The organism is Marinobacter sp. BW6 (genome assembly GCF_008107725.1).
In the GTDB taxonomy this organism is placed as follows: domain Bacteria; phylum Pseudomonadota; class Gammaproteobacteria; order Pseudomonadales; family Oleiphilaceae; genus Marinobacter.
This window is the reverse complement of record NZ_VIRN01000064.1, coordinates 1,182,603-1,205,313: the sequence shown is the minus strand read 5'-3', so window position 1 is coordinate 1,205,313 and position 22,711 is coordinate 1,182,603. Positions and strand designations below refer to the sequence as shown.

Here is a 22,711-nt window from a genome sequence, read left to right as displayed (position 1 = left end):
CATCAGAAGGCACTAAGTCGGGTTTACATCTGGAATTCCGGCAAATGCACGACCATGCCGTCCATCGACTCTGAAACCGTGACCTGACAGGACAGCCGGGAGGTATCCGTTTTCTCCGGCGTCATGGCCAGCATGCCCTCCTCGCTGGCGTACATCTCGCCCGTCGATTCCACCCAGCTCTTGTCCACGATCACGTGGCAGGTACCGCAGGCACAGGCCCCGCCGCAATCTGCATCAATACCGGGTATACCATTCTCAACAGCGGCTTCCATCAAGGATTTTCCCGCTTCGATCTCCACCGGATGTTTTGCACCATTGTGTTCAACAAACGTGATCCGACCCATGAACTTCCCTCCCTTGTTGTTATATGGCTGAAAAGCTCAAACCAGAATAAGCGCCGGCGGGTGTAGTCGGTAGGTCATTAATTGACACTCGGGGGTCATTTCACGACACTTGCAAATACCCAAGCCGGATTCGCACAACCCGGTCCGGCACAGCTCATTCAGGTAAATCAATCCCCATGCCTCCCTTCAATGCCAACCATCCCTGCATCCCATCGAACTACAGTCGACTGATCGCAAGGGAGTTGGGCTTACAGGCAAAGGAAGTGACTGGGCTACTCGCAATGACCCGACTCTCGCTTGATCAGTTTCTACGGGAGGAAACCCTGCTGACGCCTCAACAACAGGTCCAGATTCTGCAAAACAGCTTACAGTTGGCGGAAGACGACGCCATTGGCCTGCGCCTGGGGCAGCGCATGACCTCGCCTACTCATGGTGCCATGGGGTTTCTGGTCAACAGCAGCCCCGACTTGCTCACCGCAATCAGGGCATTCAAGGCATTTATGCCGATAAGAATGAATCTCGCAAAATTGACGCTGGTTTCCAGAAATGACTGGCTCGAAGTGATCTGCTCTTTCAACATGGAGCTTGAGGAGGATCTGCTAAGGGTATTGAGTGAAATCTTCGCGATTATCTTTTTCGACTGTGCCGAGTTCATTGTTGGTCGCCCGCTATCAGAGGCCTCTCTGTATTTCGCGCATCAGGAGCCGAGTTACAGCAACCTCTATCCGACTTACCTGCCGGGAGGGATAAACTTCGGCTGCAAGCACATTTCGCTGACACTCCCACTCGAGGCATGCAAAGTCCCCAATGCCTCCGCCAACCACGAAAACTACATGATGGCGCTGCAGCAGTGCGAAACCATGCTCGCCCAGCTTCAATCCAATACGAGTACCTGCAAGTTTCAGGTCCAAAGGATGATGTTATCCCGCCCCCCCGGAATAGTCAGCGAAGAAGAAGCAGCGGCCGCGCTGTTTATCAGCAAGCGCACATTGGCTAGACGTTTGAAGGCCGAAGGCACCAGTTTTCGACAGATCAGAGACGGCATCCTGTCACAACAGGCTCTGGGGTATCTTCGTGACAGTCAGTTGACCGTAGAGGCCATGGCGGAACTGCTCAACTACCACGACAGCGCCAATTTCAGACGCGCATTCAAACGCTGGTTTCAGGTTACGCCCGACGATTATCGCCAGGGAATTCGTGGCCACGGTGGTTCAGCCGACAACTCAGAAAAGGAGAGTCAGACCGCCGGTAACAACCGCGAAAAGCACGGATAACCAGATAACAGTCTTCCAGGAGAAAGCGGGTGGAGCTGGTTCAACCGCCAACTCCTTTTCCAGGTAGTTTCTGAGCAAGCGGGTGTTACGGGTATTGGCTTTGTAAACCGCATCAAAGGCATCACCCACCACCGGCAACAGACCACCGAGGAAATCAATGCCCATGTTGCGCAGCATGCGAAGCTTTACCGCCTTGCTGGCGCCTGCGCGCTGAGCCTCCACCAGCACGTAGCCGGATAGCAGCAGGCCGGCGGCGTCACCGACAACCGGCAGCAAGCCAATCACAGCTTCCGCACCAATTCGTACATTGGTAAACGGAATCGCAATGTTGCTGTCGGTGAACCGGCTGAACTTATCCAGCCGCTCGAGAATGGCCCGCTGCCGGGCTTCGGAAGGTTTCGGCATTTCCGCTCCAGTTGGGGGACTTTACTCAGGCTTTGCGCCGATTTCCCCGAATGCCTGCACCAGAGTATCGGGTTCCTGGGCGCCGGAGATCAGGTATTTACCGTTCACGATGAACGCCGGCACGGCAGAAACGCCTGCCTGCTGATAGGTGGCTTCGTCCTGCCGGACCACCTTGGCGTACTCATCAGAATCCAGAATCTCTCGAGCCCGGGCAGTGTCCAGCCCCAGACTCTCAACGCAGCCAAGGAGCACCTTGTCGTCAGAAACATCCTCCGCCCTGCCGAAGTATGCCTCGAAGAGCGCCTGTTTCATCTCCGTCTGGCGGCCCTGTTCGCCGGCCCATTTTACGAGCCGATGCGCATCGAAGGTGTTGCAGGTGAACCGTTCCTGCATTTTCTCAAAGTTGAGGCCCAGATCCCTGGCGATCGTCATCATCTGGTCCTGGGTGGCGCGCATTTCCTCCTCACTGCGACCATACTTGCGGGCCAGAGCCGGAAGGATCGGTTCACCGTCGCCACCATGGTCCGGGTTCAGTTCAAACGCGTGCCATTGAACGTTGAACTCGTAATCCTCCGCCAGCCGCTCCATGGCTCGCTCAAGGCGGGCAAAGCCAATCGCACACCACGGGCAGGCAATATCCGAAACAATGTCGATCTGCATCTTATGCATGGGCAATCCTATTAACGCGTGAGAGATTGAAGTACGCCTTTACCCTAACACGGAGTCGGGTCAGCCATCGCCAGCCAGATGCTCTCTGATCAGTTCCGCCATCTGCCTGGCTGGCTGTGTTGGTCGGCCGGACGGGCGGTGAAGAGCCATCTCGATGGATTGCAGAGCCGGCATACCGCTTCTCTCATCCAGTACGCGCAACTGGGGAGTGAGCATGTCGCGGGTTACCGGTACCACGGCTAATCCGGCTACCACCACGGGCATCAGGCCGGTCATCGACTGACTGGAGTATGCCAGACGCCATTGCCTGCCAGCAGCTAGCAGAGACTGCTCAGCCACTTCCCGGAAAACATCGGCGCCCGGCGAGTAAAGCGCAAGAGGAATCGGATCTGTCAGAGACGGCTGTTTCTCAGCGCCCACGGCCCATACCAGAGGTTCCCGGCGAATCACCTCGCCCCCGGGGGAGCGGGTCTGGCGGGTCACAACCGCCAGATCCAGCTCACCGGCCTGCACTTGCTGTAAAAGCCTGACGCTGGAACCACAGATAACCTGCAACTGCACCGCAGGAAAAAGCTGGCTGAAGTGGGAAAGAACGGAAGTCAGCAAAAATGCATAGTCTTCCGGGATCCCCAGGCTCAACTGCCCCGAAACCTGCCGCTGCCGCAGCGAATCCAGTGCCTCATGGTTTAAAGCCAGCATCTTCCGGGCGTAGCCGATCAGCTGCTCACCCTCAGCGGTAAACCGAATACGCCGGCCCTCGCGCTCATGAAGGGACACCTCCAACAAGGCTTCCAGGCGATGCAACTGCATGCTGACTGTGGACTGGGTGTAAGCGAGTCGATCTGCCGCGGCGGTAACCGTTCCGGTATCGGCAATGGCCACCAGTGTCTGCAGTACGTTCAGATCGAGAATCCGGGGACGCAATTCATCAACTCCTGTGATGCTTTAAATCAAAAACCGTTGTTTTTGTGATTCTTAAAGCGAGTATATCCTGCCGCTGTCAGATCGCAACACACCAGCAAAAGGAGGACAGCCCATGAGGATTCTGAACACAACAATCCGTATGCCCAACATCCTGAGCATTACCGCGGCTTTGGTTGCGGTTGTGCTATGGGCTGTCGCACCTTTGCTGGTGGACGCGGCGCAGTCCATTCCGCCTTTCCAGCTTACGACCATCGCCCTGATCAGCGGCGCACTGGCCGTGCTGCCCATGAGCTTCCGCGGCCGCCGGGCGCGCGGATCCGTGAACGTGTCCTGGCAGTGGAAACTGGTAATTTTCGGGCTTGTGCCTTTGCTGGTGCTGGGTGCAGTCGGCGCCTACCTGGCCGGACTGGGCATGGCGCCCACCGCAGAGGCGTCACTGATAGCCTATACCTGGCCGGTCATGTTCATACTGATCAGTCAGTGGGCGTTCCATCGGCGGATTGCCTTTCCAGTCATCGCGGGCGCACTGATTGCCTTTTCAGGGGCTGCCCTCTTGCTGGGTCCAGAGGCCCTGAACAATGGCTTCTCAGGCAACCTGACTGGTTACGGGCTGGCTCTTCTGGCCGGAACTTGCTGGGCTATTTATTCCTGGATCTGCCAGGCCACACCCGTAGCGATCGCTCCTGTTATGCCGGGCCTGTTCCTGCTGGCAGGTGCCGGTGCGGCGGCTGCAGACACCGTTTCCGGCTCTGCCACCGTGTTGCCATCAGGAACTGCTCTCGCAGCGGGCGTTGCGCTTGGTCTGGGGCCCTATGGATTGGCCATGGTGGCCTGGGATCTGGCACTTCGGAAGGGGCCGGCTGCCCTGGTCGGGAGCCTTGCTTATGCGGTGCCTGTGCTGGCAGCGCTGTTCCTGGTACTGGCCGGAATCGCTGCACCAGACTGGAGACTCCCGCTGGCAGCTGTGCTCGTGGTTATGGGATCGCTGATTGCCGCCGGACGCCGGCGCGCCGGAACCGATAGGCCGACAACCTGACTATCGGCCTTTACTGCAAGACATGCGTATACTCTTCGGAGCCAATTAAAACCAGTGCCGAGGAGTATACCAATGGCCGACGAAGATACCCTTACCGCCTTGAAAACCGCCTTCACCTTCATGCCCCAGCCGGTCGAGATCAACCGGTTCGAATACGGGGATGACGCTGACAGAATTCTCGCTCAGGTGAACTTTGTGCGGGAAGTGCTGACCAGTCACGGCATTGACCCAGAAGAAGTCGCCGGCGAAATCAATCCGGACTCATCCCCCAATTCCTGCTACTGAACCAACCGTGTTTTCGGGAGACTGCATGCCTTACCAGTTTGACGATCTGAAACGGAGCTGCCAGTGCGAGTGGCAGGCGTACATCCAGCACGACTTCGTGCAGCAATTGGGTAATGCGTCGCTAGCGCCCGAAGCGTTCCAGCATTACCTGAAACAGGACTACCTTTTCCTGATCCAGTTTGCCCGGGCCTTTGCGCTGGCCGCCTATAAAAGCCCGACACTGTCGGACCTCCGCCAGGCCAAGGATGGTTTGCAGGCCATCCTGGATGTGGAACTGGATCTGCATGTCAGCTTCTGCAAGGAATGGGGCATTTCCGAACAAGAGCTGGCCGAACTGCCGGAAGCCCGAGCCACGCTCGCCTACACCCGCTACGTTCTGGATACCGGTAACCGTGGCGACCTTCTGGACCTGCACGTCGCCCTGTCACCATGCATGGTGGGCTACGGAGAAATCGCCAACTGGCTTAACAGCCGGGCGGAGACTATCCGGGGCGATAGCAATCCCTATGATGCCTGGATCGCCATGTATGAAAGCGAGGAGTTCCAGGACGCTATGCAGGCAGAGATCAGCTGGCTCAATGAGCGACTGGCCGAAGTCTCCCCTGCCCGCTTCAAAGAGCTGAGCCGGATTTTCAGTGACGCTACCCGACTTGAAATCGATTTCTGGGAAATGGGCCTGAAGCAGAGCGATTAACTTGCCCTACTGGTGCGGCAGGTGGCACGCAGGTTGAAGCTCAAGCCTGCGCGGCCTGCTCCTCCCGCAACCTGGCCCGCACATTCATCAACACTTTCCCATAACGGTTTTCGCCCCGCCGATCCCGGCCACAGCCCCAAAAATAATCGAAATTGCTGTTTTCAACGATCTTCGTGTCGCCGGTATCCAGCAGAGCCTCTGCCAGTTCGGGATGGGTTCGGCAGCGTACATAGATCCCTCTCGTCATAACGGTTTCGCGCACCTGCTTCCAATCCCGCCGCAGGCTCTTATGGCGCTTGCGCCCAAGCTTTCCTGCCTTGCCGGGCGTGTCGGCGTTGCGCACCTTTTCCTGGCGGTTGTCGTCGGTGAACTTCATTCCCTGAAAATAGTGTTCCACGGTTGGCCAGATCTTGCCTTCCAACTCGAAACTATAAGGGGCATGGGTGCCCAGCGGGTTTTCCGGGTCGGTTCGTGACATGAACAGATCGTTCTCGCCGTTGTCGTCGGGGAAGAGAGACATTCGTGCAATCCTTTAAAATATAAGTGGTCCTGCAATACCCCTAGTATCAACGAGTCCGCGCCAGGGGTCACGCCAATAAATCTGCTCATATGCAAGACTAGAGATCTCGCAGGTATCCAGCACCCAGCTGTGCAATCTGGCCCCGAATCCAGGCCACTCGTTCCAACACATACGACGACGGCGAATTGACCCGCAGGACTTTCGGATTCGGGAGTACGGCCGCGAGCAGCGCGGCCTGGTACTCGGTAAGGTGACGGGCAGGCTTGCCGAAGTAGGCTTGGCTGGCGGCTTCAACGCCATAAATTCCGGGGCCAAACTCGGCAATATTCAGATAAACTTCCAGTACCCGCTGTTTTGACCAGAGGCCGTCTATTACAAGCGCCAACCCCGCCTCGATGGCCTTGCGAATGAAACTGCGCCCGTTCCAGAGAAAGAGGTTCTTGGCCGTTTGCTGGGTGATGGTACTGGCTCCTCGAAGCCCGTCGCCAGCCCGGTACTCCGAGAGCGCCTGGCGAACCGCCTCAAAATCCACGCCCACATGATGCGGGAATCGCTGGTCCTCGCTGGCAACCACCGCCAGCGGCATCCAGGGAGAGATCTCGCGCATGGGCACCCATTCGTGGGCGAGGGATTTGTTCGCGCCCTGAAGCTGATAACCCAGCATGAAGGCCGAGGTGGGTGGATTTACGAACCGAAACATCAGAACCACCAACAGCACCAGCACGATAGCGCCGGCGCATAGCAGCAAAAACCATCGCAAAAGCTTGCGACCACCTGATGCTCTGGCCATCAGTTCAAATCCTCATCTTTGTACGAGCGAGTTCCCGGCCATAATTGACCAACGGGCCGCACAACGCGCAAACTGCTGTTAGCGATTCTGCGAGAGCGTATGCCACTACCATGCCTGCAAAAGTAAAAACCCGGATTCTCTTTCATTCCAGACGCCTGAATATATACCTGGTCCGATATCCAGAAGGCCACAAGGTAGGGCCGCACGTGGACATGGTTTCCGAGGGCCGGCTCTACAAACTCAATTGGGTTCTGGCGAAACCCAAAGCCGGTGGCGAATTCATCTGCGACAAGAATATTTTCAACCTTTTTGGAAGATTGTATCTGTTTCGCCCGGATCTCTATGAGCATCGGGTATCAAAGATCGAGCGCGGAAATCGATGGCTGTTGAGTTTTGCGTTGACTTCCGGACTCCATAACTCAAGCAGGACAGTAACATGATGTATTTTGCCCATGAAATGAGCCGTGCCGCGCTGATGCCCTTGCGCATGATGACAGACGCACAGAGTAAACTGCTCAGGCATCCCCTCAGCCCCCTGTCCCGTTTGCCCGGCGCCCGCAGTATTGCCTCCGCCTATGGCGTATTCGGCGATTTGACCCGACGCTACCCGAAACCAGCCTTCAATCTGCACACAACAGTGTGCGATGGGGAACAGGTGGACGTCAGTGAAGTCATCATCCAGCGAAAACCCTTTGCCCAGCTCAAGCATTTCCAGCGCAGTGTATCGCGGCCCGATGACTCGAAACTCCTTATCGTTGCGCCCTTGTCCGGGCACTTTGCCTCACTGCTGCGTGGCACTGTGAAGGAAATGCTGCCAGACCACGACGTCTACATCACCGACTGGCGTGATGCCTGCAGGGTTCCTCTCTCCGCGGGCGACTTTGGGCTGGACGACTATATCGACTACGTGATCGATTTCATTGAAGAGCTTGGGCCGGACACTCATGTATTGGCGGTTTGCCAACCGGTAGTGCCAGTGCTCGCGGCTACCGCCCTCATGGCCGAGGATAATAACCCCGCGACACCACGCTCACTCGCCCTGATGAGCGGCCCCATAGATGGACGCGTCGACCCCACCGCGCCGTGCGAACTTGCCACTAAACACAATCTGGCGTGGTTCCGGCGCAATCTGGTTCACCCTGTGCCCGCGCCTTATCCGGGAGCCATGCGGAAAGTCTATCCCGGCTTTCTGCAGCTGACCGGTTTCGTGAACATGAACTTCGACCGCCACGTTGACGCCTACCGCGGCCTTTTCAAGTCCATGCGAAACAAGGAGGTCGAGAAGATCAGACGGCATCGTGAGTTCTACGACGAGTACCTCGCAGTCATGGATCTGCCGGCCACGTATTACCTGGACACTATCCAGCGTGTATTCCAGGAGTTTCATCTTGCCCGGGGTTGCTTCATGCATCGCGGCCGCAAGGTGAATCCGGCCGCAATCGAAAAGACAGCACTGATGACGATTGAAGGTGAAAAGGACGACATTTCCAGCCCCGGGCAAACCCGGGCCGCTCATGATCTATGTGTGAATATCCCGGACGCCAGACGCCTGCACCATCTGCAAAAGGGTGTTGGCCATTATGGTGTCTTCAACGGCAGCCAATGGCGCGAATCCATTGCGCCGCGACTCAAGACATTCATCCGCGAAGCGTGACACGCATCAAGTTTTCTTGTCGCACTTCAGGGGCTCTGCTAGCTTGAATGAGGTTATGAATAATAAAAAATAACACTCAAAGCGAGCGATAGCTCCAGGGAGGATGTCATGCAAGATCTCAAAGGGAAGGTCGCCCTCGTAACCGGCGCCTCACGCGGCATTGGTCGTCATATCGCACTTCAACTAGCTCAACGCGGCGCCGACGTCGCCATCAACTACCGCTCCCGTCAGCATGAAGGCGATGAGGTTGCCAAGGAAATCGAGGCGACCGGCGTCCGGGCACTTGCCTTCCAGGCAGACCTGTCAAAAATGCCGGAAGCACGGAACCTGGTGCGTCAGGTTCAGGAACAGTGGGGCCGCATAGACATTTTGGTGAACAACGCCGGCATCACCAAAGACAAGTCCATGAAAAAGCTTACCGACGACGATTGGAACGACGTCCTGGACACCAACCTGGGCAGCGTCTACGCCACCTGCTCCGAAGTGTTGAAGATCATGATGGACCAGAAATACGGTCGCATCATCAACATCACGTCCTTCGTCGGGCAGGCCGGCAACTTCGGGCAAGCCAACTACGCGGCCAGTAAGGGTGGCATTATCGCGTTTACCAAGACCCTGGCGCTCGAAATGGCCAAGTACAACATCACCGTCAATGCCATCGCCCCCGGCTTTACCGAAACCGAAATGCTGGCCCAGGTCCCGGAGAATATCCGCGAGCAGATCATTGCCCGGGTTCCGATGGGCCGCTTCGGCAAACCAGAGGAAATTGCACGCGCCGTTGTTTTCCTGGCAGCAGAAGGGGATTACATCACCGGCCAGCAGATCAACGTTAACGGCGGCGTTTACATGTAACATGTGAAAGGCATAAGGCGAAAAAATGGCTGATAAACCAATAAAAAAGCAAACAACGCCTGACTTCGAACCCAATGTGGTACGCCGCTCTCTGGCGCGAGTGGGTGTCCATGGTGGCCGTCTTCTCAAGCGCTCTGTCATGCGGCGTTTACGCGGCGGCCCGCCGAATCCGGCCAGCGTGGGGAGCATGACCAGGCCCTTCGTTACCCTGACCGGCAAGCTTGCAACCCAGCCGGACACGCTTCTCTTCGCACAGATGCGACTGCTCAAGGACACCAGTCTGTTCTGGTCTGGCATTCTGGCCAGCGGTATTGGCAAGAAACCGTTGACCGTGGCCGAACCGGAACCCGGCGACGGTCGCTTCCGTGACCAGGCCTGGAACGACGTCATTGCCTTCAACGCGCTCAAGCAGGCTTATTTGCTATCAACTCGCTGGGTTATGGACACCATTGACGATGTCCGGGATATGGACGATCACGATAGACGGAAAGTCCGTTTTTTCACCAGCCAGATGACCGATGCCCTCTCCCCTAGCAACTTCATTCTGAGCAATCCAGAAGTGTTACGCACAACCGTCAAGACACGGGGTAAGAACCTGCTGCGTGGCATGGCCAACCTGCTGCGTGATCTGGACGAAGGCAAGGGCCCAATGCCTTTCCGTATGTCCGATCCGGACGCTTTTGAAGTGGGCGACAATCTGGCCAACACACCGGGCGACGTGGTTTTCCAGAACGATCTGATGCAACTCATCCAATACCGGCCGACCACCGAAACCGTCCATCGCCGGCCTTTGCTGGTGATACCGCCCTGGATCAACAAGTACTACATCCTTGATCTTGGAGAGAAAAAATCCTTCATTCGTTATTGGGTGGAACAGGGGCACACCGTGTTTGTGGTTTCCTGGGTAAATCCCGGGCCAGAGCTGGCACACAAAACCTTTGAGGACTACATGCTCGAAGGTCCGGTCGCCGCCATGGATGCTATTGAGCAGGCGACGGGTGAGCGAGAAATCAATACCGTCGGATACTGCATTGGCGGAACCCTTCTGGGTTGCACACTCGCCTGGCTGGCAGCTCGCGGGGATAACCGGGTAAAAAGCGCGACATTCCTCAACAGCATGATGGATTTCTCAGACGTGGGTGACCTCGAAGTCTTCATCGACGAGGACTCAATTGCGAAAATCGAGAAGGCCATGAACAAACAGGGCTATCTTGAAGGTGCCTCCATGGCAACGGCCTTCAACATGCTACGGGCCAACAGCCTGATATGGTCTTTTTTCGTCAACAATTACCTTCTCGGCCGCGATACTGCGCCCTTTGACCTGCTGTACTGGAACTCGGACGCCACACGCATGCCAGCGGCCATGCACAGCTTCTACCTGCGCAATATGTATCTGAACAACCGGCTGCGTGAACCCGGTGGTATTAAACTGGCAGGCACTCCGATCGATTTGAGAAAGGTAAAGGTCCCGAGTTACTTTGCCTCCGCTATTGAGGACCACATCGCACCCTGGGTCTCCTGCTACAAAGGCGCACGTAACCTGGGCGGCCCGCTGCGTTTTGTTCTCGGTGGTTCGGGACACATCGCCGGCATCATCAATCCACCCGAGAAGAAGAAGTACGGTTATCGTCTGAACGAAGACAACCCATCCAATCCAGAGACATGGCTGAAAGGTGCCAGCCAGTTTGAAGGTTCCTGGTGGCCAGATTGGGTGGCGTGGGCTGAACAGTTCGGTGGCGGCGAGGTGAAGGCTCGCGTTCCGGGAGAGGGAAATCTCCCGGTGATTGAAACCGCGCCCGGAGCTTACCTGCGCAACGAGCCGGCACCTCCGACCCCAGTGGCCAGAAAACGCCGGCAATCACCACGCAGAAAAACAGCACCAGCAAAACAAAAGACCCCGGCATGAGCGCGAGGACCGGGGTGTAACTAAAGAATTTTCACATCGAGACCGCGGCGTCAGGACTGTGCTGTGCGGCTGAGGCTCAGCTCCTGACCGAAGTCCACTGCACTTAAGATAAAACTACCTCCCGAGGTACCTAAAGCGCAGCACATCCTGATACTTATCGATGTATTTCTGGTTAATCGCACCGACGACACCTGATCCCCTCAATCTGTCAAAGCAGCGATCAAAGGCTTCGGCCAATTCAGCGTCCCGAAACACCATTTTATGCGGCGCCGGATTGAAGATTGGCGCAAAACGAAAGGCATCGCCCTGCGAAGGCCACATTTCGCCACGACGCTTCGCGCTGAAGATTCGCCGATTTACTTCTGCCACTACGAATCCATCAGCCAGGATCGCATCAACTCGGCCCATGAAAAGCAGGCGCGAGTGAATGGTTTGATTGGCGATTTCCGTCAGTGACGCAAACTCCGGAACGTTGTCGCGGATTCCCAACACATCAACGCCTTCACGGAACGTCACCACATGAAGACCGGCCAGGTCTTTGATCCTTTCAATGGGTCCAACGCGGGAATGATTGTAGAAGGCGCCGTTCTGATACCAGATATAGGCTGAAGTAGAGTGGCCAGGAAGACGCCAATGCAGAGGCACGGTCATGATGCCATCAAAGTCCTGACGATCACGGTAGGTCCTGGCGTGGCGCTCGTAGGGCTGCATGATGAACTCAGCCTTGAAGCCACACTCCTCGAAGCTTGCCAAAACCAACTCAATATCACGCCCTTCAAGACTCGACTCCGCTGCTCCCGGGATCTCGGGGGCAAGGATCTTGAGCTGCTGAAGAGGCTTGGCAGATCCGGTCAGAGGCAGCCAGATCAGAAGCGCAAAGACCCAAAGGTGGAGCACCGACATCTTCAAATCGCTTTACACTCCCCTCAAAACATAGTGTTCATATTTTGAACAATATCGTTAACCGCCAGCGCAGGCAATCAACTCTGTAGAAACCACTGCCCACCAAACCAAATGTCAGCCAAGAAGGCACTCCTTGGCCTCATTGATCCGCGCCGCCAGATAATTACTGCCGCCGTGATCCGGGTGCAGCTTCTGCATCATCCGTCGATGGGCCTTGATGATTTCGTCCCGACTCACGCCGGGCTCCAGCCCCAGGATGTCCAGCGCTTCGCTTTCAGTCAGGGGGCCACCAGCGCTGCCATTTCCGCCCGCTTGGGTGTCCTCAGAGGCGGCCTCATCATCCGCTTGCCAGGAATCACCGAACCGGCGATCCAGGTAGGTCTCCAGAAGCCGGGCTGAATCCTCGTCCTGCGCTCGGCAATAGCGCAGCAATTCGAGGAACTCGCTCTCACTCAGGTCTGCCAGCTCGCGGCCCTCCATGGGGCCCTTGATGACTTTGCCACTCATGGCTCCGGAATCGTGGTCCAGAGTCATGTCCAGGATGTCGCTGGACACATGGGATTGGTTACCGGGTTTGGCGTTGGCTCCGCCAGCGACGCCGCCAATCCCTCCACGCAACAAGGATGGCAACAATCGTCGCAAAAGCGGATAAAGAAACGCCAAACCCGCGAACAGGAAATGCAGGCGTCCGGTCACGGCCAGTAAAACCACTATCCCGATGCCGACAAGCAAAGCGAGCTTTAGAATGGCGGCATTGCGCTGGCTGGCCGGCTGGTTACGCAGCCATACCCACGCAACAACTGCGACGACGATGACAACAAGCGTTAATGGCACTCACATACCCCGGGCCCACCGGCCCACCAATGGATTCTCATAAGCGCTATCGCATCTGCCGCGTCAGGCGCTTCACTTCCGGGGAACTGCGGCTGGAAAAGTCCTGCAGGGCCTTCGCTCCCCCGGAAGCATAGACCGCAACTGCCGCCATAAGATCCTTGAGAATCTGAGGACTGTTACGATCAAAGGGCGCGTATGCGCCTCCAGACAGCTTACTCACCTGCTGAAATACCGCCCTGGCATGGGCATCACCGCCCTCGTGAAACATAAACACCGGCGTGCGCAGCATGCCCAACTCCCCGGCGGTATGGCAAAGCTCGTCGACCGGTTCCTCGCAGCAGTCCCCGATAAACACCACAGCCTTGACCGGTTTTGCTCGGGTTTCTTTCACCGCATGGGCCAACACCCGACTGATCTGGGTGCGGCCACCCAGGCAGGAAACGCCGTTCATCAGGTTCAGCAGCTGCCCGGTCTCGGTGACAAACCCAGTGGCCTTGAACTCACCGAAGCCTCGATAGTAACAGAGCTGAATGGCCAGCCCGCCCAGATCCCGGGTTGCCATAAACAGTTCGCTCTGCAGGTGGCAGGCCTGATCCCAGGTGGCTTCCCGACTTGCGGTCGCGTCCAGCGCGAAAATCAGCCGCCCCTGTCCACTACCCTGTTTGGGCAGCGTACGAACCTCATTGATAAACTCATTGATCGCCTTTTTGTCGGATCGGGTGCGCAGCTCTTTGTCGGACATAGGCTCCTGAAAATCCCAGTAACGGAAGAATCTAACGCTAAAATAGTAGGGCATAGACCACGCAATTCACAGGCTTGGCAAGAGGCAACGCATGGTAGACACAGGGCGTTGGTATCGAATCAGGAATTTGGCCAGATTCCGGCTTTGCCTTCTGGCCCCGTTTCTTTTTGTCACCCTTGCCCTGCCATGCACGGTGCAGGCCTCAAACAATTTTTACCTGCTCTATCGCCAATGGCAGCCATACGATTGGCCGGAGAATCTGCCGTCTGCCAACGAGGTGACCCGCTCGCAGCGAGGGCTGGGCTGGCACAGACAGGGCTCTGGCAGCACGTTCGGCATCAATTATGATTATCAGCCACTACGCATCCGCACCGGCGATCCGGCCCACAACGGGCACCTGCATCGGTTAACCTTGGGTGGTGAATGGCAGCATCAGCTTTACCGCCTCGAAGCACGGGCCGGCGTTGCCGGCACTTCAAATATGTTCAAGTATCAGGACGTCCACAGTGACTTGGTAAACGGCCGTATCGCTCTGTTCCGGACTCTGGATGAGAACAGCTCCCTGAGCCTCGGCATCGGCGGCGACCACCGCTTCGGATCTTTCCGCTGGCTTCCCAGGGTACGCTGGCAACAAAGCAATGAGCGCGGGAATTGGTTGGTGGACCTGCCGGTTTTAATGGAATGGCAAAGCCCCGGGCGGCTATGGGAGTTCCGGCTGGAACGAAACGGGGATCGTTGGGCCACGCTGGACAAGGCCAGGGAAGTCGAAAGCGCGCTCTATTTACAGGAGTGGAAAACAGAACTGATGTACCGCGTTCACGATGGAGGCGGATCTTGGCCGGCGGTGGTCATTGGCATCGGCGCCAGTATAGATACCCGTGTCCAATACCAGGACTTGAACACGGGGAACGTGGACCTGAGCCTGGGCGATGCCCTGTTGGCCAGCCTCAGGCTCGATTGGTAGACCCGGATGCAGAGCCAGGCTCTGCCAGCCGCGTATCAGCCCACCCGGTTCAGTGTTACATCGATGTTGCCGCGGGTTGCGTTGGAGTACGGGCAAACCTTGTGAGCTTCATCAATCAGCTTCTTGGCCTCGGCATCATCCATACCGGGCAGGCTGATGCGCAGTTCCACCTCGATGCCGAACCCGTTGGGAATCTGGCCAATACCAACAACACCTTCAATGGAGGCATCTTCCGGCATCTTGAGCTTGTCGCGGCCAGCTACGAACTTCATCGCACCGATGAAGCAGGCAGAGTAACCTGCGGCAAAGAGCTGCTCCGGGTTCGTTCCCTTGCCTCCGGCACCGCCCATTTCTTTCGGGGTTGCCAGCTCTACGTCGAGAATGCCGTCTGAAGAAATGGCCCGGCCGTCACGACCACCGGTTGCTTCTGCATGGGCACGATATAGCACTTGTTCGATAGACATAACGCTTTCCTCTCTGCTTTGCATTTAATCAGGAATGCCTGTTCAGGCACTCTCTGCAAGATGACTATCCAGATGACTGTGCAAGCGGTTTCTCAATGCACAGAGCTCGGTCTTCAAACCCTCCAGTTCGGCCAGCGAGCAACCAGAAGCACTGGCAACCCGCTGCGGAATTCCGGCCGCTGCTTGCTGGAGACTCCGGCCTTTTTCAGTAAGGCGAACAAACACCTGCCGCTCATCCTCCGGCGAACGCTGGCGAACCAGCAAACCGTGTTTTTCAAGCCGTTTAATGAGGGGCGTCAGAGTGCCGTAATCCAGAAACAAACGCTCCTTGAGCGTCGACACCCGAATATCATCCTTCTCCCACAACACCAGCATGACCAGGTACTGCGGATAGGTAAGCCCAAGCTCCGACAACAGCGGCTTGTAAAGCTTGGTCATGGCCAACGAAGCGGAATAGAGCGCAAAACACATCTGCCGATCCAGTGTCAGCAGATCTGCGCCGGGAATCGATTGGTCTGAAAATTTATGCTCTGACATTTTAATTGCTCACGATTACCTTGTGCACAATTTAATTTAACGAAACAAGGAGCAGCTTGCAACCCCCGCTGGACTCAGCCAAACAGGGGCAGATCGAAATCAACCCGCCAGTGCGGCTCTTACCTTCTTGCTCAGATGACCCATATCAACACGACCAAGCACCTGGGGCTTTAGCTCGTTCATCACTTTTCCCATGTCCTGCATCCCCTGGGCGTCGGTCGAACTGATGGCCATTCGGATCAAACCGTCAAGATCATCCTCGGTCAGGGCCGCAGGCATGAACTCCTCAATGATCACCATTTCAGCGCGCTCTTTGTCGCCCAATTCCTCTCGACCGGCATCATCGTACTGACTCGCAGCGTCGCGGCGCTGCTTGAGCATCTTGTCCAACACCTTAAGGACGTCCTCATCGTTGAGCTCGCGGCGCTCATCAATCTCGACCTGTTTAACCGCAGACTGAGCCATGCGAAGGGTCACAAGCCGAGTCTTATCCTTATTCCGCATCGCCTCTTTTACCGCATTGTTGAGCTGTTCCTTCAGGGTTGGTGCCGTCATGACTGATCTCCTGTTGTTAGGGCTGTTTTCTGCTTTATGGGGACGAATCGGGAATAATACAAAGGGTAGGAATTTCACGATTCATGCCGCACTGTAGAATTTAGACAATCCGATGACTCAAAAGGGCTCAAACGCAATGATCGATTTCCGCAGCGACACTGTCACCCGCCCTACCTCAGAGATGCGCGAGGCCATGGCCAGCGCTGAAGTGGGAGACGACGTATATGGCGACGACCCAACAGTAAACAGCCTGCAGGCCTACGCTGCCGAGCGGCTGGGTTTCGAGGCGGCCCTCTTTACCGCCACCGGCACCCAGGCCAACCTGCTCGCGATCATGAGCCATTGTGGCCGGGGTGATGAGTACCTCTGCGGCCAATCAGCCCACAACTACCGCTATGAAGGCGGAGGCGCCGCCGTGCTGGGCAGCGTGCAACCCCAGCCGATCGAGAACGAGCCTGACGGCAGCATCAATCTCGACAAAGCCAAAGCCGCCATCAAGGCTGACGACTTCCATTTCGCCGTCACCCGCCTACTCTCTCTGGAGAACACCATCGGCGGCAAAGTGCTATCTCAGGACTACCAGAAGCAGGCCCGCACGTTCTGCGACGAACACGGACTGCTACTGCATCTCGATGGCGCACGGATTTTCAATGCGGCGGTGAAATCAAATTGTGATGTCACCGAGATAACGAGGCACTACGATTCCGTCAGTGTTTGCCTATCCAAAGGCCTGGGCGCACCTGTTGGTTCGTTACTGCTGGGGTCCCGAGCCTTTATCGAACGGGCGACCCGGCTACGCAAAATGGTGGGTGGCGGCATGCGTCAGGCTGGCATACTGGCCGCCGCCGGACGGATCGCCCTGGAGCAGAGTCCGCTTCGGCTGTTCGAAGACCATGAAAACGCCGAATACCTGAGTGTTGGCCTGGCTAAAATTCCGGAACTGGAGATCGATCCTGCCAGCACCCAGACCAACATCGTTTACGCCAGATGCCAAGCCGGGAAGGCCTCGCAACTGAGAGAGTTCCTGGCTGATCAAGGGATCCTGATTACCGCCGGCGATCCCATCCGTTTTGTCACCCATCAGGATGTCAGCCGACAGGATGTGGACACCCTGCTAAGTGCCATCCGGCAGTTCTATTCGTCTTGATCAGATATTGCCGCCCAAACAACAAGGCCCCTCAATGAGGGGCCCGCTGTTGCTGCAATTTGTAATTAAACTGGCAGTCACATCTTGCCTTCAGCCATCAGCAAGCGGCGCTCATGGTGAAGGCCCTTAAACAGGCTGTAGCTCATCACCAGCAGCACCAGCGTAAATGGCAGCCCAACGCTCAGGGCACCAGCCTGCAGTGCGTTCAGCGCCTGTTCACCGCCAACGAACAGAAGCACACCAGCAATCGACCCTTCGGTAACCGCCCAGAAGATGCGCTGTGCTTTTGGGGCGTCGGTCTTGCCACCAGAGGTAATGCTATCAATCACCAGCGAACCGGAATCGGAGGACGTAACGAAGAAGGTCAACACCAGAGTGATCCCGATAAACGAGGTGATTCCCGCGAGTGAAATATGTTCCAGCATCTGGAACATGGCAAGCGACACTTCCGTGAGACCATCAGCCCCCAGCGCACCAATATTGTTCTGCACCTGATTAAGCGCGCCGCCGCCAAAGGCGCTCATCCAGAAGAGCGTAATTATCGTCGGGATGATCAGGACCGCGGTTACGAACTCACGTACCGTACGGCCATGGGACACACGCGCGATAAACATACCTACGAACGGTGACCAGGAGATCCACCAGGCCCAATAGAATACGGTCCAGCCGTGGAACCAGGTGGTGTCTTCCTCGCGACCGAACGGATTGCTGAGTGCAAACATGTTGGACGCGTAGGAAACCGATGTATCCCAAAGCCACTGAAAAACGGCGAGCGTGGGTCCCGCAAAAATCACAAACAGGAGCAGCAACCCCGCCATCACCATATTGGCGTTACTTAAAATCCGAACACCGCCATGAATACCGCGAATCACTGAGTAGGTGGCGACAGCAGTCACGCCCGCAATCACGCCAACCTGAACGTTGAGACCTCCCTCAATATCGAACAGGTAGGAAATACCCGATGCTGCCTGCTGAGCGCCAAAGCCGAGCGAAGTCGCAAGACCAAAAATCGTCGCCAACACGGACACGGTATCGATCACGTTACCGGGCCAGCCCCAGACCTTGTCACCAAGGATTGGGAAAAAGGCAGAGCGGATGGTGAGCGGCAGGCCTTTGTTAAAGGCAAAGAACGACAGTGAAAGCCCGACAATCGCGTATATCGCCCAGGGATGCAGGCCCCAGTGGTACATGGTCGCGCCCATCGCCAGGCGCGCGCCTTCTGCGGTGTTTGGTTCAACTCCCAGAGGCGTTCCATACCAGTCGGTGTAGTAAGCCACAGGCTCGGCAACTGACCAGAACATCAGCCCTGTCCCCATGCCCGCCGCAAACAGCATGGCAAACCAGGACAGCAGGGAGAATTCAGGCTTGGCATCGGTACCGCCAATCCGAATCTTGCCCACCGGCATGAAAATCAGTGCCAGGCAGAAGAGCACAAACAGGTTTGCACTGAGGAGAAAACCCCAGTCAAAGACAGCGATCGCGCCATTCTTGGCGCTATCAAGCAATTCCTTTGCACCCGAAGGAAAAATGAGTGTTCCGACGACAAAAGCAACGATCAGGATTGCGGTTAACGGAAACACGATGTTGTGTATATCGAATCCGAACTTCTCGATATTATCCTGACCTGCTACGTAGTCGGTCTGATAATCATCTTTAATGACGTCACCCAATGTGAGGACTCCTATGACTGCATAACCCGGCAGTCGGTTGGAAAGTGTACCTCTCAAGTGCTACACCAATATTTTGAACTCTAATGATTAAAATTTCCAACGCCGCTCCGAAAACCAGGGATTAAAATGGGAATAACGACCCTTGTTTCGGTTTCGAATCCTCTTTGGCCTGACCTCACCATCAACTCTGTTAGACTTGGCCGATACTTGCCCCTGCAACACCTGAAGGTTCCTGCTCATGAAACTCAACCCCTTTAACACCCGTATCGGTCTGGCTCTGGGAGGCGGGGCTGCGAAAGGCATTGCCCATATTGGCGTTCTTAAAGCCTTCGAGGAGGAGCAAATCAAGATCCACTGCATTTCCGGAACCAGTGCGGGGGCACTGATCGCCAGCTATTACGCCTTCGGCCGGCCGGCGGAATCCATTCTTTCCATCTGTTCGACGCTGAACCTCTCGAAAATCATCAACTTTACGTTCGAGCGCGGCGGTCTTTTCAGCACCCATGCCATTCGGGAGATGATCCATCGGGACCTCGGGGATGTCCGGATCGAAGACGCCGAGATTCCACTGGCCATCTGCGCAACGGATATCGAAACCGGCGAACAGCTGATCTTCCGGGAGGGCAACCTGGCGGATGTCGTTTGCGCTTCCATGGCGGTACCCGGCCTGTTTGTGCCGGTCGAGATCGATGGGCGGACACTGGTGGACGGCGGGCTGGTTGAAAACGTCCCTATTTCGCCGTTGGCGGCGATGGGCGCCGGGATTTCTGTGGCGGTTGATCTAAGCCATGTCAGCCGATACCCGAAACCGGACAACACCTTCGATGTCATCACCAATGCCATCAACATTGGGATCGATTTCAACACCCGCAAGCAGCTCAAGAACGCCGACATAGCGGTACCGCTGGATCTGAGCGACTACAGTCTCACCAACAACGCAGACCGTGTGGACGAGCTTTACCTGGAAGGCTACCAGCCCATGAAGAAAAAAATTCGCCAGGTACTCTGGTACAAGCGAATGCACATTGCGATCAGCCTTCTGAAAACAACCCGCACATTAATGCCCTTCAAGGTGCCCGAGATTCTCAAGGAACTAAAACGCCACGGCTTTGCCGTGCGCAACCGGAATTAGCCGCTCAATCACCGCTGGCGGTGAACCAAAACGGACTTTGAAGACTACTCTTCACACCCAACCATTTTTCAATGCGAATGGAGCTTGCGCATGATTACTGTCCACCATCTCAACAATTCCCGTTCACAACGCGTTCTCTGGATGCTGGAAGAGCTTGGAGTTCCCTATGAGATTAAGCATTACCAGCGTGACCCAAAAACCATGCTGGCGCCGGAAAGTCTCAAAAAGGTACACCCTCTGGGAAAGTCCCCCGTGATCACCGACGGAGATCTGGTGGTGGCCGAGTCCGGCGCCATTATTGAATACCTGGCCCACACCTACGGCAAAGACACCCTGCTGCCTGAGGGCGGCGGGCAGGCATGGCTCGATTACACCTACTGGCTGCATTACGCAGAGGGCTCCCTGATGCCACCGCTGGTCATGCGCCTGGTGTTTGAGAAGGTCAAAACCAGCCCGATGCCGTTCTTTATAAAGCCCGTCGCCAAAGGCATTTCAGACAAGACCAACGAAATCTTCATCGGCCCAATGATCAAGACCCATCTGGATTTTGTGGAAGACCACCTGGCAAAGAACACCTGGTTCCTGGGTGACAACCTGAGTGCTGCGGATATCCAGATGAGCTTCCCCCTTGAGGCTTCAGTGGCACGGGGCATCGTTGGCAAAAACCGGCCCCACATCACCGACTGGGTGAAGCGGGTTCACGCCAGACCGGCATATGAGAAGGCGCTTGCAAAGGGCGGGGATTACGACTTTGCTTAGGTAAGAAGGCAGCGCCTCGATAAACACGACACAAACCCAAACCACGCCTGCAGGTGACACGATGGGCCCCACAGACAAGCCAATCGCTCTGATCATCGGAGCAGGAGACCATCTGGGTTCCGCCATCGCACGGCGCTTTGCCAGGGAGGGGTTTCACCTGGTTGTCACCCGCAGGCGCGGTGATCTGGATCTGGTCAGCGCACAAATCGAGGCGCTTGGAACAACGGCTACGGCCATTCACTCCGATGCCCGGGACGAAGACCAGGTCAGCGAGCTGATCAATCGAGTGGAATCGGAGCTTGGCCCGATCCGAGTCGCCGTCTTCAACGTGGGCGGAAATGTCCGATACGACATCTCTGAAACCAGCACCCGGGTCTATCGAAAAGTCTGGGAAATGTGCGCACTGGCAGGGTTTCTCGTGGGGCGCGAGGTGGCAAAGAAGATGTTGCCTCGCAACGAGGGCACTATCCTGTTCACCGGCGCATCCGCCAGCCTCAGGGGTGGACGCGGCTTTGCGGCCTTTGCCGGCGGCAAGCATGCCCTGCGGGCCCTGGCACAGAGCATGGCGCGGGAATTGGGCCCGGAAGGCATTCACGTCGCCCACGTCATCGTTGATGGTCTCATCCGCAACGAGGCCACCGCCGAATTCCTGCCGGATCTGTACGCCAGCAAAGGCGAGGACGGCATCATCGAGCCAGACGACCTCGCGGAAACCTACTGGCAGCTGCACAACCAACCGCGCTCGGCCTGGACCTTCGAGCTAGATGCCAGGCCGTTTTCAGAAGCCTGGTAGAAGCCTCCGAAGTACAGCCTGCCCAGTAGCTTCCTGCAGGCTCAGTTTGCCAGCAGGAAATCCGATACCGCCGCGTTATAAAGCTCGGCATCTTCAAGGTAAGGCGCATGCCCCAGGCCTTTCAGTTCCAGGTGCTGCACGTGTGGGATATTCTCGAGCAGCGGCTCGGCTTTTTTTAACGGCGCTACCGAGTCCTTGTCACAGGTAATCACAAGGGTCGGCGCCTGAATTTTCGACAATTCCGGTATCAGGTTAGCAGTCTGGATAGCCCAGGCCGCATTCACCACACCATCCGGGCGGGATTCAGCCGCAATCGCCGCTACTCGCTGGAACAACGTCTCGCTGGCTCCTTCTGGCAACATGCCTTTTGCCCTTCGCCGACCGTACTCCTCCTTGGGTAGTTCCTCCAATTCCCGCAACCTCCGCTGGTAACGATCGTTAGCTCCGTCCGTCAGGCCGTGGCCTGGATGGGTACACGACAGCACCAGTCGTTTCACGAGCTCGGGTTTCATGATGGCAATTTTCATGGCCACCAGACCACCCATGGAATGCCCGACCAGATTGACCGGGCCGGCACCAAAGGATTCCAGAAACTCGATGGCAACTCTTGCCAGATCTGTCACCGAATCGCCGGCAACATCGGACTGTCCATATCCGGGTGCGTCCCAAGCCCACATCTTCATCGACGTCGCCAGAGCCGACAGCTGGTCAACCCAGCTCGATCCGTTGCCATTCAGGCCGTGAAGGAAGAGCACCGGCGTACCGCTGCCGTTTTCCAGGTAGCTAAGCCGACCATGCGCAAGGCGTACAATCGATCGGGGCATTTGCTGTTCCATAGTGGTCCCTTCGCTCAAAATT

Annotated in this window: 26 protein-coding genes and 1 pseudogene; 13 read left to right on the top strand and 14 right to left on the bottom strand. The window is 56.5% G+C overall.

From position 1 onward, the window contains the following. Nucleotides 1-23: 23 nt before the first annotated feature. Nucleotides 24-344 carry a 2Fe-2S iron-sulfur cluster-binding protein gene (locus FMN52_RS14200; RefSeq protein WP_148609234.1) on the bottom strand — a complete coding sequence of 107 codons (321 nt, stop codon included), beginning with the start codon at nt 342-344 and terminating at the stop codon, nt 24-26. 176 nt (nt 345-520) lie between these two features. Here FMN52_RS14200 and FMN52_RS14195 point away from each other — a divergent pair, with 176 nt between their 5' ends. Beyond that, on the top strand, nt 521-1,618 hold the full coding sequence (locus FMN52_RS14195; protein WP_148609233.1) for an AraC family transcriptional regulator: 1,098 nt from the start codon (nt 521-523) through the stop codon (nt 1,616-1,618). Here FMN52_RS14195 and FMN52_RS14190 read toward each other — a convergent pair. The 3 genes from FMN52_RS14190 to FMN52_RS14180 are packed head-to-tail and all read right to left on the bottom strand — an operon-like array spanning nt 1,568 to nt 3,616. Next, the gene (locus FMN52_RS14190; RefSeq protein ID WP_148609232.1) at nt 1,568-2,023 is read right to left on the bottom strand and encodes a DUF4112 domain-containing protein; all 456 of its coding nucleotides are present in this window, start codon (nt 2,021-2,023) and stop codon (nt 1,568-1,570) included. The genes FMN52_RS14195 and FMN52_RS14190 overlap by 51 nt on opposite strands. 21 nt (nt 2,024-2,044) lie before the next feature. Next, on the bottom strand, nt 2,045-2,704 hold the full coding sequence (locus tag FMN52_RS14185) for a DsbA family oxidoreductase (protein WP_346341312.1): 660 nt from the start codon (nt 2,702-2,704) through the stop codon (nt 2,045-2,047). A gap of 48 nt (nt 2,705-2,752) precedes the next feature. Then, nucleotides 2,753-3,616 carry a LysR substrate-binding domain-containing protein gene (locus tag FMN52_RS14180; protein WP_148609230.1) on the bottom strand — a complete coding sequence of 288 codons (864 nt, stop codon included), beginning with the start codon at nt 3,614-3,616 and terminating at the stop codon, nt 2,753-2,755. Nucleotides 3,617-3,728: 112 nt separating this feature from the next. Between FMN52_RS14180 and FMN52_RS14175 the strand changes: the two genes are divergently transcribed. From FMN52_RS14175 to tenA, 3 genes are all read left to right on the top strand, one after another. Beyond that, a complete protein-coding gene (locus FMN52_RS14175; RefSeq protein WP_148609229.1) occupies nt 3,729-4,652 on the top strand; it encodes a DMT family transporter in 924 nt (307 codons plus the stop codon). Nucleotides 4,653-4,724: 72 nt separating this feature from the next. Continuing rightward, on the top strand, nt 4,725-4,937 hold the full coding sequence (locus tag FMN52_RS14170) for a penicillin-binding protein (RefSeq protein WP_069184321.1): 213 nt from the start codon (nt 4,725-4,727) through the stop codon (nt 4,935-4,937). A 25-nt stretch (nt 4,938-4,962) separates the two neighbouring features. Next, on the top strand, nt 4,963-5,631 hold the full coding sequence (tenA, locus tag FMN52_RS14165) for a thiaminase II (RefSeq protein ID WP_148609228.1): 669 nt from the start codon (nt 4,963-4,965) through the stop codon (nt 5,629-5,631). A gap of 40 nt (nt 5,632-5,671) precedes the next feature. On the opposite strand, the gene FMN52_RS14160 is transcribed toward tenA, so the two are convergent. Beyond that, complete coding sequence (locus FMN52_RS14160) at nt 5,672-6,151, bottom strand: NADAR family protein (RefSeq protein WP_148609227.1); 480 nt, start codon at nt 6,149-6,151, stop codon at nt 5,672-5,674. A gap of 97 nt (nt 6,152-6,248) precedes the next feature. After that, nucleotides 6,249-6,941 (bottom strand): monofunctional biosynthetic peptidoglycan transglycosylase, encoded by a 693-nt coding sequence (gene mtgA / locus FMN52_RS14155; RefSeq protein WP_148609226.1) that lies wholly within the window; start codon nt 6,939-6,941, stop codon nt 6,249-6,251. Nucleotides 6,942-7,051: 110 nt separating this feature from the next. Here mtgA and FMN52_RS14150 point away from each other — a divergent pair, with 110 nt between their 5' ends. From FMN52_RS14150 to phaC, 4 genes are all read left to right on the top strand, one after another. Further along, the gene (locus tag FMN52_RS14150) at nt 7,052-7,381 is read left to right on the top strand and encodes a 2OG-Fe(II) oxygenase (RefSeq protein ID WP_148609225.1); all 330 of its coding nucleotides are present in this window, start codon (nt 7,052-7,054) and stop codon (nt 7,379-7,381) included. Then, a complete protein-coding gene (phaZ, locus tag FMN52_RS14145) occupies nt 7,378-8,595 on the top strand; it encodes a polyhydroxyalkanoate depolymerase (protein ID WP_148609224.1) in 1,218 nt (405 codons plus the stop codon). The genes FMN52_RS14150 and phaZ overlap by 4 nt, the downstream gene beginning before the upstream one ends. 108 nt (nt 8,596-8,703) lie before the next feature. Further along, nucleotides 8,704-9,447, top strand: a complete 744-nt coding sequence (fabG, locus tag FMN52_RS14140) for a 3-oxoacyl-[acyl-carrier-protein] reductase (protein WP_148609223.1) — start codon at nt 8,704-8,706, stop codon at nt 9,445-9,447. Between the two features lie 25 nt (nt 9,448-9,472). Then, the gene (gene phaC / locus FMN52_RS14135) at nt 9,473-11,353 is read left to right on the top strand and encodes a class I poly(R)-hydroxyalkanoic acid synthase (protein WP_148609222.1); all 1,881 of its coding nucleotides are present in this window, start codon (nt 9,473-9,475) and stop codon (nt 11,351-11,353) included. A gap of 114 nt (nt 11,354-11,467) precedes the next feature. On the opposite strand, the gene FMN52_RS14130 is transcribed toward phaC, so the two are convergent. The 3 genes from FMN52_RS14130 to FMN52_RS14120 all read right to left on the bottom strand — a co-directional run bounded on the left by FMN52_RS14130 (nt 11,468) and on the right by FMN52_RS14120 (nt 13,832). Next, the gene (locus tag FMN52_RS14130) at nt 11,468-12,256 is read right to left on the bottom strand and encodes a transporter substrate-binding domain-containing protein (protein WP_148609221.1); all 789 of its coding nucleotides are present in this window, start codon (nt 12,254-12,256) and stop codon (nt 11,468-11,470) included. A 114-nt stretch (nt 12,257-12,370) separates the two neighbouring features. Further along, nucleotides 12,371-13,090 (bottom strand): molecular chaperone DnaJ, encoded by a 720-nt coding sequence (locus FMN52_RS14125; RefSeq protein WP_148609220.1) that lies wholly within the window; start codon nt 13,088-13,090, stop codon nt 12,371-12,373. A gap of 46 nt (nt 13,091-13,136) precedes the next feature. After that, complete coding sequence (locus FMN52_RS14120; protein WP_148609219.1) at nt 13,137-13,832, bottom strand: VWA domain-containing protein; 696 nt, start codon at nt 13,830-13,832, stop codon at nt 13,137-13,139. Between the two features lie 91 nt (nt 13,833-13,923). Between FMN52_RS14120 and FMN52_RS14115 the strand changes: the two genes are divergently transcribed. After that, nucleotides 13,924-14,796, top strand: coding sequence for a hypothetical protein (locus FMN52_RS14115; RefSeq protein WP_148609218.1), 873 nt, complete (start codon nt 13,924-13,926; stop codon nt 14,794-14,796). Between the two features lie 35 nt (nt 14,797-14,831). Here the strand turns inward: FMN52_RS14115 and FMN52_RS14110 are convergent, their stop codons facing one another. The 3 genes from FMN52_RS14110 to FMN52_RS14100 all read right to left on the bottom strand — a co-directional run bounded on the left by FMN52_RS14110 (nt 14,832) and on the right by FMN52_RS14100 (nt 16,352). Further along, nucleotides 14,832-15,260, bottom strand: a complete 429-nt coding sequence (locus FMN52_RS14110) for an organic hydroperoxide resistance protein (RefSeq protein ID WP_148609217.1) — start codon at nt 15,258-15,260, stop codon at nt 14,832-14,834. Nucleotides 15,261-15,302: 42 nt separating this feature from the next. Then, nucleotides 15,303-15,797 (bottom strand): MarR family transcriptional regulator, encoded by a 495-nt coding sequence (locus FMN52_RS14105; RefSeq protein ID WP_148609216.1) that lies wholly within the window; start codon nt 15,795-15,797, stop codon nt 15,303-15,305. A gap of 99 nt (nt 15,798-15,896) precedes the next feature. Beyond that, a complete protein-coding gene (locus tag FMN52_RS14100) occupies nt 15,897-16,352 on the bottom strand; it encodes a GatB/YqeY domain-containing protein (RefSeq protein ID WP_148609215.1) in 456 nt (151 codons plus the stop codon). 136 nt (nt 16,353-16,488) lie between these two features. Here FMN52_RS14100 and ltaE point away from each other — a divergent pair, with 136 nt between their 5' ends. Beyond that, on the top strand, nt 16,489-17,499 hold the full coding sequence (gene ltaE, locus FMN52_RS14095; protein ID WP_148609214.1) for a low-specificity L-threonine aldolase: 1,011 nt from the start codon (nt 16,489-16,491) through the stop codon (nt 17,497-17,499). Between the two features lie 77 nt (nt 17,500-17,576). On the opposite strand, the gene FMN52_RS14090 is transcribed toward ltaE, so the two are convergent. Then, nucleotides 17,577-19,169, bottom strand: coding sequence for a BCCT family transporter (locus FMN52_RS14090; protein ID WP_148609213.1), 1,593 nt, complete (start codon nt 19,167-19,169; stop codon nt 17,577-17,579). A gap of 262 nt (nt 19,170-19,431) precedes the next feature. On the opposite strand from FMN52_RS14090, the pseudogene FMN52_RS14085 reads away from it, so the two are divergent. From FMN52_RS14085 to FMN52_RS14075, 3 genes and pseudogenes are all read left to right on the top strand, one after another. Continuing rightward, nucleotides 19,432-20,301, top strand: a pseudogene (locus FMN52_RS14085) (patatin-like phospholipase family protein); the annotation flags it as partial. A gap of 90 nt (nt 20,302-20,391) precedes the next feature. After that, entirely contained in the window at nt 20,392-21,060 is a 669-nt protein-coding gene (locus FMN52_RS14080) for a glutathione S-transferase (protein ID WP_148609211.1), read from the top strand. 61 nt (nt 21,061-21,121) lie between these two features. Further along, nucleotides 21,122-21,853 (top strand): SDR family NAD(P)-dependent oxidoreductase, encoded by a 732-nt coding sequence (locus FMN52_RS14075; RefSeq protein WP_148609210.1) that lies wholly within the window; start codon nt 21,122-21,124, stop codon nt 21,851-21,853. 41 nt (nt 21,854-21,894) lie between these two features. On the opposite strand, the gene FMN52_RS14070 is transcribed toward FMN52_RS14075, so the two are convergent. Next, on the bottom strand, nt 21,895-22,677 hold the full coding sequence (locus tag FMN52_RS14070) for an alpha/beta hydrolase (RefSeq protein WP_240339485.1): 783 nt from the start codon (nt 22,675-22,677) through the stop codon (nt 21,895-21,897). Nucleotides 22,678-22,711 lie beyond the last annotated feature (34 nt).

Coding starts and splice junctions, on each gene's coding strand:
- FMN52_RS14200 (WP_148609234.1), bottom strand. CDS start 344: ATGGGTCGGATCACGTTTGTTGAACACAATGGTGCAAAACATCCGGTG.
- FMN52_RS14195 (WP_148609233.1), top strand. CDS start 521: ATGCCTCCCTTCAATGCCAACCATCCCTGCATCCCATCGAACTACAGT.
- FMN52_RS14190 (WP_148609232.1), bottom strand. CDS start 2,023: ATGCCGAAACCTTCCGAAGCCCGGCAGCGGGCCATTCTCGAGCGGCTG.
- FMN52_RS14175 (WP_148609229.1), top strand. CDS start 3,729: ATGAGGATTCTGAACACAACAATCCGTATGCCCAACATCCTGAGCATT.
- FMN52_RS14170 (WP_069184321.1), top strand. CDS start 4,725: ATGGCCGACGAAGATACCCTTACCGCCTTGAAAACCGCCTTCACCTTC.
- tenA (WP_148609228.1), top strand. CDS start 4,963: ATGCCTTACCAGTTTGACGATCTGAAACGGAGCTGCCAGTGCGAGTGG.
- FMN52_RS14160 (WP_148609227.1), bottom strand. CDS start 6,151: ATGTCTCTCTTCCCCGACGACAACGGCGAGAACGATCTGTTCATGTCA.
- mtgA (WP_148609226.1), bottom strand. CDS start 6,941: ATGGCCAGAGCATCAGGTGGTCGCAAGCTTTTGCGATGGTTTTTGCTG.
- FMN52_RS14150 (WP_148609225.1), top strand. CDS start 7,052: ATGCCTGCAAAAGTAAAAACCCGGATTCTCTTTCATTCCAGACGCCTG.
- phaZ (WP_148609224.1), top strand. CDS start 7,378: ATGATGTATTTTGCCCATGAAATGAGCCGTGCCGCGCTGATGCCCTTG.
- fabG (WP_148609223.1), top strand. CDS start 8,704: ATGCAAGATCTCAAAGGGAAGGTCGCCCTCGTAACCGGCGCCTCACGC.
- phaC (WP_148609222.1), top strand. CDS start 9,473: ATGGCTGATAAACCAATAAAAAAGCAAACAACGCCTGACTTCGAACCC.
- FMN52_RS14130 (WP_148609221.1), bottom strand. CDS start 12,256: ATGTCGGTGCTCCACCTTTGGGTCTTTGCGCTTCTGATCTGGCTGCCT.
- FMN52_RS14120 (WP_148609219.1), bottom strand. CDS start 13,832: ATGTCCGACAAAGAGCTGCGCACCCGATCCGACAAAAAGGCGATCAAT.
- FMN52_RS14115 (WP_148609218.1), top strand. CDS start 13,924: ATGGTAGACACAGGGCGTTGGTATCGAATCAGGAATTTGGCCAGATTC.
- FMN52_RS14110 (WP_148609217.1), bottom strand. CDS start 15,260: ATGTCTATCGAACAAGTGCTATATCGTGCCCATGCAGAAGCAACCGGT.
- FMN52_RS14105 (WP_148609216.1), bottom strand. CDS start 15,797: ATGTCAGAGCATAAATTTTCAGACCAATCGATTCCCGGCGCAGATCTG.
- FMN52_RS14100 (WP_148609215.1), bottom strand. CDS start 16,352: ATGACGGCACCAACCCTGAAGGAACAGCTCAACAATGCGGTAAAAGAG.
- ltaE (WP_148609214.1), top strand. CDS start 16,489: ATGATCGATTTCCGCAGCGACACTGTCACCCGCCCTACCTCAGAGATG.
- FMN52_RS14080 (WP_148609211.1), top strand. CDS start 20,392: ATGATTACTGTCCACCATCTCAACAATTCCCGTTCACAACGCGTTCTC.
- FMN52_RS14075 (WP_148609210.1), top strand. CDS start 21,122: ATGGGCCCCACAGACAAGCCAATCGCTCTGATCATCGGAGCAGGAGAC.
- FMN52_RS14070 (WP_240339485.1), bottom strand. CDS start 22,677: ATGCCCCGATCGATTGTACGCCTTGCGCATGGTCGGCTTAGCTACCTG.